We start from the raw sequence: 8787 nt of genomic DNA on the forward strand, positions 1-8787 counted from the left end.
ACGGGTTTTACCAACTCTGCGAGGTGGGCGAGGTCGGCGAGGCCATGGGCTTTATCGTCGATCACCCAGAGATTGGCGGCGGACGTTTCGAGGGTTACACCTCAAGCGAGGCCACCGAGAGCAAGATCCGCCGCAATGTGCTGCGTGAGGGCGATGCCTACTGGAGTTCCGGCGACTTGCTGCGCCAGGACGCCGAGGGTTACTGCTATTTCGTCGACCGCATTGGCGACACTTACCGCTGGAAAAGCGAGAACGTTTCGACCCTGGAAGTGGCCGATGCCCTGGCGGATCTGCCGGGGCTGGAATTGATAAACGTCTATGGCGTCCAGGTGCCAGGCAATGAAGGCCGCGCCGGTATGGCCGCTGTGCTGATGCAGGCGGATCAGGCGTTCGATCCCAAAGCCCTGTACGCCTTGACCGAAGCGCGTCTGCCGCGTTACGCGGCCCCGGTTTTTGTTCGGGTGACGACAGCGGCGGACCTGACCAGCAGTTTTAAATTGCGCAAGGTCGATCTGCAGCGTCAGGGTTATTGCCCGAACCATTGCGCCGATCCGTTGTTTATCCGTGATGACAGTACACGTACTTATCAACCCTATTCGGAACACGTCCTGGCGCAGGTCGGCCTGACACCCTTTGCGGTGGCCAACCATGGCTGATCTCGACGCTAACGGTCACGAACTACGTAGCGGCCTGCGATATCCATGGCCAGAAGCGCCCGCGCTGGGCGAGGTGCGCGAAGTCGCGCCGGGGGTGTGGTGGTTGCGCATGCCGCTGCCGTTTCGCCTGGACCATATCAACCTCTACCTGCTGCGTCACACCGACGGGTGGGTGGCGGTGGATACCGGCATGAACACGGCCCAGGCGCGTGAAGTCTGGGAACGAGTGCTGAGCGAGGTCTGCGGCGGCCTGCCGCTGCTGGCGGTGGTTTGCACGCATTTTCACTCCGACCATGCAGGGGTCGCCGGTTGGCTCTCCGAGCGTTTTCAATGCCCGGTATATATGACAGCCAGTGAGTTTAAGGCGTTGCACCTCAAGCTTCCCGCCGACCAGCCGCCGGGCTGGGACTTTATCGACTTTTACCGTAAGGCCGGGATCAGCCGCGAACAGACCAACGAGATGTTTGAGGTAATGCGCAACGAGCATTTCCGTCCGGCGCCACTCAACCAGCATCGCCGCATGCGCGAGGGCAGTCGCCTGAACATTGGCGGGCGTGTCTGGCAAGTAGTCATCGGTCGTGGCCATTCGCCGGAGCATGCCTGTTTGTATTCGGCGGACGACGGCTTGCTGATTTCTGGCGATCAGGTATTGCCGCGCATCACCTCCACGGTCGGTGTGCATGCGACTGAGCCCGAGGCTGACCCGCTACGCGACTGGATGGAGTCCATCGAACGGTTGCGAGCATTGCCCGACAACGTCCTGGTTTTACCGGCGCATGAGCGACCGTTCTTCAATTTGCATCAGCGTCTGGATCAGTTGGAGGCCCACCACCGGGCTCATCTGGCGTTGATGCTGGCCGCCTGTGACGAGCCGCGCACTGCGCTGGAACTGGTGGCTGTGCTGTTTCCAAAGCTGTCGGGTCGTTTCGACGAACTGATGGCGCTCGGCGAAACGCTGGCTCATGCCAACTACTTGGTGACGCAAGGATCGCTGGTGCGGGAAGAACATCAGGGGCGGTATCGCTATTGGTGTGCTGTAGGGGGAGGGGCGTGCGCAGTTACACCGCTCATGGTGTTTTGAGCGGACGGCACGGCAGCAATGTTGAACATTCCAGGCAGCCAACCGGCTGCCCTTCAGGAGAGTCAGTGTGATCAAAAAAAACAACAATAATTCTACGATCCAGGGTTTGAATTCGATCCAGATCACCAGCCTGACGGCGGTCATCGCGCTGGTTTCCACGCCGCTATGGGCGGGTGAACAGATCGACTTCGACAATGGCGCGACGATGGACTGGTCGGTGACCACCGCTTACGGCATCGGTGTGCGCACGGGCAAACAGAACCCAAGCTTAATGACCAACCCCAACGCCGACGATGCCGACCGCAACTTCAAGCGTGGCAGCCTGACCAGCGACGGCGTTAGCGCACTGGGAGAAATAATCCTCAAAAAGGATAATTACGGCGCAGTTATACGCGCCAGTACCTTCTACGACGACGTGTATCACCAAAAAAACGATAACAACTCGCCCTCGACGGTGAACAAAAGCGGAAGCAATAACCAGTTCACTAGCGATACCCGTTACTACAGCGGCGGTCGTACCCATCTACTTGATGCCTATGTGTTCGACGGCTGGGCATTTGAAAACGGCACTAAGCTCGACGTCAAGGCCGGGCGGCACATCGAGTCCTGGGGTGAGAGCCTTTACTACCCTGGCGTCAGCGGCGTGCAAAACCCCGCCGACGCGGTCAAGGCAGCGCTGCCGGGTGCAGAGGTCAAGGACATTCTGTTGCCGGTCGGCCAGTTTTCCGGCTCGTTCCGCATCAATGATAGCGTGACCCTTGGCGCTTACGTGCAGTACGAATGGTCGGGCACCGAATTGCCGCCTGTGGGCAGCTACCTGTCGAGCAGCGACGTGGTGGGGCCGGGACGCGAGTTCATTTATGCCAACGGCCAGAAGATCGCCTACCAGGGCACCGACGATCCCCGCAACAGCGGGCAGTGGGGTGTGCAGGTGCGCTATCGCCCGGTGCAAGCCGTTGAACTTTCGTTGTTCCACGTCAACTACCACGACAAGAACCCGGCCACCGCCATGATCGGTTATGACCCGGTAGCGATCGGCGGCGGCCAGTACGTGATGAGCCCCAACGGTTATCGGATCAAGTATTTCGAAGACATCCAGCTGACCGGTATCAGCGCCTCGACCAAGCTCGGCGACACCCAGATTAGCGGCGAATGGTCGTACCGCGACGGTGCGCCGGTGATGGTCAATACGGGTCTTGGTCCGACTCCGGCCAAGGGCAAGGGCCAGCAAATGCAGCTCTCGGCGATCCGCCTCTTGGGGGACCGTCCCTGGGCCAGCCAGACTACCCTGACCGCCGAAATCGTCCGTGTGCAGGTTGACAGCGTTCAGGCCACTTCAGCCGCGAGCAACCTACAAGGCGTGAACCTGCTGCCCTCCGTGGCCTCTCTAGTGGCCCCTTCCAGTGATTACACCTACAACAACGCCTCAGGCATACAAACCAAGTCCTCCAGCGCCTACACCGTGGGGGCATCGTTCAGTTATCCGGCCGTTTTCCCAGGCTGGGATCTGGACGTGCCGCTTGTATTCTCCGACGTGTTCAGCGGCGCGGCGCCAATGGTCGGCACCATCTCCGGGGTACAGGGCGACCGACGCGTGAGCGTGGGCACTACCTTTAAGTACTTGGGTAACCTGGAAGTGGGACTGACCTACATCGGTTATCTGGGTTCCCCGGACCCGATCATGACTCCGTTCGCCGACCGCAGCTACGCCACGGCCTCGGTGAAATACACCTTCTGATCGACCACCCGAGTCCGGGGCGCTCCGCACAGCCCCGGACCATCAACACAACCTGGAAATGGCTGAAGTCTTACGCTTCGGCATGGAGACACTATGGGACTCAAAGGGCATGCGGCCATTGTTGGCACCGCACAATACAAACCAGAAAAATACGCGACCGCGCCCAAGATGTTTCACCTCGAGCAAGTCGCCGACCTGGCGGCCCAGGCGTTGCGCGATGCCGGGCTCAAGGCCTCGGACCTGGACGGGTTGGTGATCAACGGCCCGCAATTTCATGAAGCCTCGGTGTTCGTACCGGCGATGGCCGCCGAATACCTGGGCCTGCGCCTGAACTTCGCCGAAGTGGTAGACCTGGGCGGCTGCACCTCGGTGGGCATGGTTTGGCGCGCCGCTGCCGCCATCGAACTGGGCTTATGCCAGGCTGTGCTGTGCGTGCTACCCGCACGCATGGCGCCGTTGGGCCCGGACGAAGACCCGAGCTGGATGGTTCGGGCCATGCGTTTTGGCGGGCACAGCACCGCGTTCGGTGCGCCTGAAGCCGAGTTCGACCTGCCTTATGGGCACATGGGCCAGAACACTGGCTACGCGATGATCGCCCAGCGCTACGCTGCCCAGTACGGCTACGACCCCAGGGCAATGGCCAAGATTGCCGTCGACCAGCGCACCAACGCCCTGGCCAATCCTCAGGCGATGTTCTACGGCCAGCCGTTGACTATCGAACAGGTATTGGCCAGCAAAATGGTCGCCGACCCGTTGCATGTCCTGGAGATCGTCATGCCCGTGGCCGGTGGTGCCGCGATGATCATCGCCTCCAAGGAAGTGGCGGCGCGAGCACGCAAGCGCCCAGCCTTTATTACCGGGTTTGGTGAACACCTGGCATTCAAATCGCCGTCTTATGCCGAAGATATGTTGCATACGCCGATCGGTCCGGCTTCGGATCGGGCTTTCGCGATGGCCGGGCTCAAGCCCAAGGATGTCGATGCAGCGCAGATTTACGACTGCTACACCATCACCGCTTTGCTGACCCTGGAAGATGCCGGTTTTTGTAGCAAGGGCGAGGGCATGGCGTTCGTGCGCGAGCACGACCTGACCTGGCGTGGCGACTTCCCGATGAACACCCACGGCGGGCAGCTGAGTTTTGGCCAGGCGGCTTCAGCCGGCGGCATGTCCCAAGTGATCGAGGCAGTGACGCAGATCGCTGGCACGGCAGGCGTACGCCAACTGGGGCGCTGCGACAACGTCTACGTCTCCGGCACCGGCGGCGTGATGAGCGAGCAGGGCGCATTGATACTTCAGGGAGCATAAGCACCATGTCCAATAACAAACCGATGCCGGTCGCGACGCAAATCTCCGCACCGTTCTGGGAGGGTCTCAAGGCTCGTCGCCTGTTGATCCAGCAATGCAACGCCTGTGCACACTGGGTTTTCTATCCGCGTCGGCATTGCTCGGCCTGCCTGGAACATGACCTGGCCTGGCGTGAAGTCGACGGCGCCGCGACACTCTATAGCTACACCGTGACGCGCATTCCGACCTTGCCCGACTTCATCGATGAAATGCCGCAGAAACTGGCGGTGGTCGAATTGGCCCAAGGGGTACGCATCAACACCAATCTGGTGGGCCTTGCCGAAGACGAAATCCGTATCGGTATGTCCTTGCAGCCGGTGTTTGCCGAAGTCGACGCCAAAGGCAACCGCCTGCTGCGCTTCACCGGGCTGGACAAGGATGCGGCGAGTTTTGAGCCGTTGCCTGCGCAGGATAGCGAGCCAGAGCCTTCTGCGGAGCAACAACCGCCCGCCCGCCAGATAGACCTCAACGATGCGCCGGCCTTGCAGGCGCTGGTCAGCGAGCAATTCAGCGACTGGAGCAACAGCGTCGTGGTCGACCAGGCGTTGATCGACGCCTTTGCCCTGTTGTCGGGCGACGATTACTGGATCCACACCGACCCGGAACGGGCGCGCCTGAATAGCCCTTTCGGCGGCACCATCGCCCACGGTGCGCTGGTGCAGGTGTTGCAGTCGCGCATGAAACTGGCGCTGGGGTTCGAGATCAGCGGTTTCAGCACCCAGATCAACTACGGTTCCGACCGCTTGCGCTTCCCGGCTCCGGTGCTCGCCGGTTCGCGCATCCATTCGCGGGCTCGGGTGAAAAACGTTCAACTGTCGGCGCGCGGCACCCAACTGACACTGGAACTCAACATCCATGTGGTTGGCCAGGACCGACCGTCGGTGATTAACGATCTGGTGATTCTCTACCGCGCCTGATCGTCGCGCCAGAGTCACCCACGGCCATGCCGTGGACGGCTCTGGCGCACGGCTTTGCCCCCTCTCTCTCGCAGTACGCTATTCGCGCCATTTTGTAAGCCATTTGGACGATGTTTCAAATCGACCTACCCCCGACTATTCCTCAGAGGCAAGGCCCACTTCGCCTGCCTCGCACGCCCTGGCGCCTGACAAGAACAAAAGGATTGGCCCTATGACTTGCCCTTTGCACGGGTATCCCGAACAGGAGCGATTTTTATGCGCTCAGTGATCGGATACATGGTCTGCCTAGTTGTAGCCCTGACCGTCGGTTTCACCTTTTTTCCCAAATCCGAGCCGGAGCAGGCGCAAGAGGCGCCGCGCGCTGACCGGGTACAGATCAACGACTTGCTCAACCTCGGTTCACGCGTGGTCGCTGTTGGCGAGCGCGGCAGCATCCTGCTCAGCGATGATCAGGGCCTCAGTTGGCAGCAAGCCAGCGTCGCTCCGCAACGCGAGATCACCTTGACTGCCCTGGTGGCGCTGGACGAGCGGCGGTTGCTGGCAGTGGGGCATGACGGTTGGATTTTGCGCTCCGAGGATGGCGGCAGCCATTGGCAGGAAGTGCGCTATGACACCGAACTGGGAGAACCGCTGCTGGGCATCTGGACCGCTGGCGGCGACACCGCAACGGCCTTCGGCAGTTTCGGCAAGTTCTATCAAACCAACGATGCCGGGGTGACCTGGACCCCGCAGACGCTGGACGTCGATAGCGCCCACCTGAACAGCATGGCCGGTGGTGCCGATGGCCGGCGGATGCTGGTTGGTGAACAGGGCCTGGTACTGCGCACCGCCGATGGCGGTCAACATTGGCAGACCCTGCCGGCCTTCTACAACGGATCGCTGTTCGGCATCGTACGTCTGAGCGCGGATAACTGGGTGACCTACGGCATGCGCGGGCATGCGTTCGTCAGCCACGACTTCGGCGACAACTGGACCCAGATCGATATCGGTAACCAACTGCCGCTCTACGGTCACGTCCTGCTGCCGGATCACACCGGCCTGTTGATCGTCGGGGCTGGCGGTACGTTGGTGCGCCTGGATGCACAGGGGGCTTTGGTGGGTGTCGGGCGGATGGCCGGGCTCGGCACGTTGACCTCGGCGACGATGGTCGGCTCGCACTTGCTGGTGGGCGGCGAGCACGGGGTATTCCAAGGTTCCGGTGGCAGCGTTGCTGCCCTAGGTAAATGAGAGGCTGGCAATGAAACAAGGTAAACGCTGGGTGACGCGATGCGTCGAAGCAGTTGCGGATCGGTTGATGGCCTGGCGCAAAGGGTTGCTGCTGCTGTTTATCCTGGTGACGCTGGGCCTGGGCTACAGCGCCACCCACACGCAACTGGATCCGGGCTTCAACAAGCAAATTCCGGTGCGTCATGAGTACATGGTCAACTTTCTCAAGTTCAGCCAGTACTTCACCGGCGCCAACCGGTTCCTGGTCAGCGTGCACTGGAAAGGCGAGGGCGATATTTACAACCCAGAGTTCCTCGACACGCTGAGGAAAGTCACCGACGACGTGTTTTTTATCTCCGGCGTCAGCCGCGCCAGCGTGACCTCGCTGTTTACCGCCAATGTGCGCTACATCGAAATTACCGAGGAGGGATTTTTTGGCGATGTGGTGGTGCCGCCGCGTTTTAGCGGTACCCAGGAAGACTTGGCGCAAGTGCGCAGTAATACCGCCGCTTCCGGGCAGATCGGCCGGCTAGTAGCCAATGACCAGAAGTCAGCCATGGTCCGCGCCGACCTCCAGGATCGCGACCCGCAGACGGGCGCGCCGGTGAAATACACCGACGTCGCCCAGCGGCTTGAGGATATTCGTCAGAAGTACAGTAGCGATAATATCGAGATCAATATCGTCGGCTTTGCCAAGCTGGTCGGCGATGTGGTTGATGGGCTGAACACGGTGATCGGATTTTTTGTGGTGGCCTTCCTGATTACCGGGCTGCTGCTGTGGCTCTATTCGCGCTCACTGCGCCTGACGGTGGTGGCCCTGGTGGTGGCCTTGCTGCCGGTGGTCTGGCTGCTGGGGCTGTTGCCTTTGTTGGGGTTGGGTATCGACCCCATGTCGATCCTGGTGCCGTTCCTGATTTTTTCCATTGGTGTATCGCATGCGGTGCAGATGACCAACGCCTGGAAACAGGACGTGGTGGCCGGCAGCAGTTCGAAGCAGGCGGCGCACTCGGCATTCTGCAAGATTTTTATTCCCGGCTCACTGGCGCTGTTGATGAACGCCTTGGGTTTCGCGGTGATCATGCTGATCGATATTCCTATTGTGCATGAGCTGGGCGTGACCGCCTGCATCGGCGTGATGCTGATGATCATCACCAACAAATTGATGCTGCCGATCATCATTTCCTACCTGCGTCTGGAGCCAGCTTTGTTGCGCCGGGCGCAAGCCCGTCAAACCGGCAAGCACTGGCTTTGGTGGCGGTTGTCGGCATTGTCCGAGCCTGGGCCGGCCCTCGGGGTTTTTGCTGTCAGCCTCTTGCTGTTGTCGGCCGGGGCTTACAAAGCGCGTGATCTGGCGGTAGGCGATATCGGCGCGGGCGCGCCGGAACTGCGGGCCGATTCGCGTTATAACCAGGACAACAGCAAAATCATCAACAGCTACTCGATCGGGCTCGACGTGATGTCGGTATTTGTCCAGGTCAAGGGCGTCGAAGAGGGCTGCCTATCACCCCAAGTGATGCGCGCCGTGGAAGCCTTTGATTTCCGCATGCGCGCGGTCAGCGGCGTGCAGTCGGTACAGAGCGTGGCGGGCATGGGCAAGCGAGTGATTGCCGGTAATAACGAGGGCAATCCGCGCTGGTCGGCGATTCCCGGCTCGGCGCGTGGCCTGAGCCAGGGCGCGCGGGCCTATATGCCAGACGATGGGCTGGTCACCGATGGTTGTCAGCAAATGCAGATACTGGTGTTTCTCGCCGATCACGAAGGAAGCACCGTGAGCCATGCGATCAATGAAGCCAAGAGCATCATTGCCGAGGTCGGCACGCCGCAGGTTGAGTTCCTCCTGGCCGG

Annotated in this window: 6 protein-coding genes and 1 pseudogene; all 7 read left to right on the forward strand. The window is 60.7% G+C overall.

The window, feature by feature from the left end; all coding sequences use genetic code 11:
* Window positions 1-656, forward strand: a pseudogene (locus tag M0974_RS07890) (long-chain-acyl-CoA synthetase); the annotation flags it as partial.
* On the forward strand, window positions 649-1737 hold the full coding sequence (locus M0974_RS07895; protein WP_297834976.1) for an MBL fold metallo-hydrolase: 1089 nt from the start codon (window positions 649-651) through the stop codon (window positions 1735-1737). The pseudogene M0974_RS07890 and the gene M0974_RS07895, both read left to right, overlap by 8 nt.
* A gap of 67 nt (window positions 1738-1804) precedes the next feature.
* The gene (locus M0974_RS07900; protein ID WP_297834979.1) at window positions 1805-3475 is read left to right on the forward strand and encodes a DUF1302 family protein; all 1671 of its coding nucleotides are present in this window, start codon (window positions 1805-1807) and stop codon (window positions 3473-3475) included.
* Between the two features lie 93 nt (window positions 3476-3568).
* Window positions 3569-4780, forward strand: a complete 1212-nt coding sequence (locus tag M0974_RS07905; protein WP_297834982.1) for a thiolase family protein — start codon at window positions 3569-3571, stop codon at window positions 4778-4780.
* Between the two features lie 5 nt (window positions 4781-4785).
* Window positions 4786-5736: an OB-fold domain-containing protein gene (locus M0974_RS07910; RefSeq protein WP_297834984.1), complete on the forward strand. Its 951-nt coding sequence runs from the start codon at window positions 4786-4788 to the stop codon at window positions 5734-5736.
* A gap of 255 nt (window positions 5737-5991) precedes the next feature.
* A complete protein-coding gene (locus tag M0974_RS07915) occupies window positions 5992-6963 on the forward strand; it encodes a YCF48-related protein (RefSeq protein ID WP_297834987.1) in 972 nt (323 codons plus the stop codon).
* A 10-nt stretch (window positions 6964-6973) separates the two neighbouring features.
* A partial coding sequence (locus M0974_RS07920; RefSeq protein WP_297834989.1) for an MMPL family transporter occupies window positions 6974-8787 on the forward strand: 1814 nt, incomplete at its 3' end.

Source organism: Pseudomonas sp. (genome assembly GCF_026224925.1).
GTDB lineage: Bacteria > Pseudomonadota > Gammaproteobacteria > Pseudomonadales > Pseudomonadaceae > Aquipseudomonas.

Coding starts and splice junctions, on each gene's coding strand:
- M0974_RS07895 (WP_297834976.1), top strand. CDS start 649: ATGGCTGATCTCGACGCTAACGGTCACGAACTACGTAGCGGCCTGCGA.
- M0974_RS07915 (WP_297834987.1), top strand. CDS start 5,992: ATGCGCTCAGTGATCGGATACATGGTCTGCCTAGTTGTAGCCCTGACC.
- M0974_RS07905 (WP_297834982.1), top strand. CDS start 3,569: ATGGGACTCAAAGGGCATGCGGCCATTGTTGGCACCGCACAATACAAA.
- M0974_RS07910 (WP_297834984.1), top strand. CDS start 4,786: ATGTCCAATAACAAACCGATGCCGGTCGCGACGCAAATCTCCGCACCG.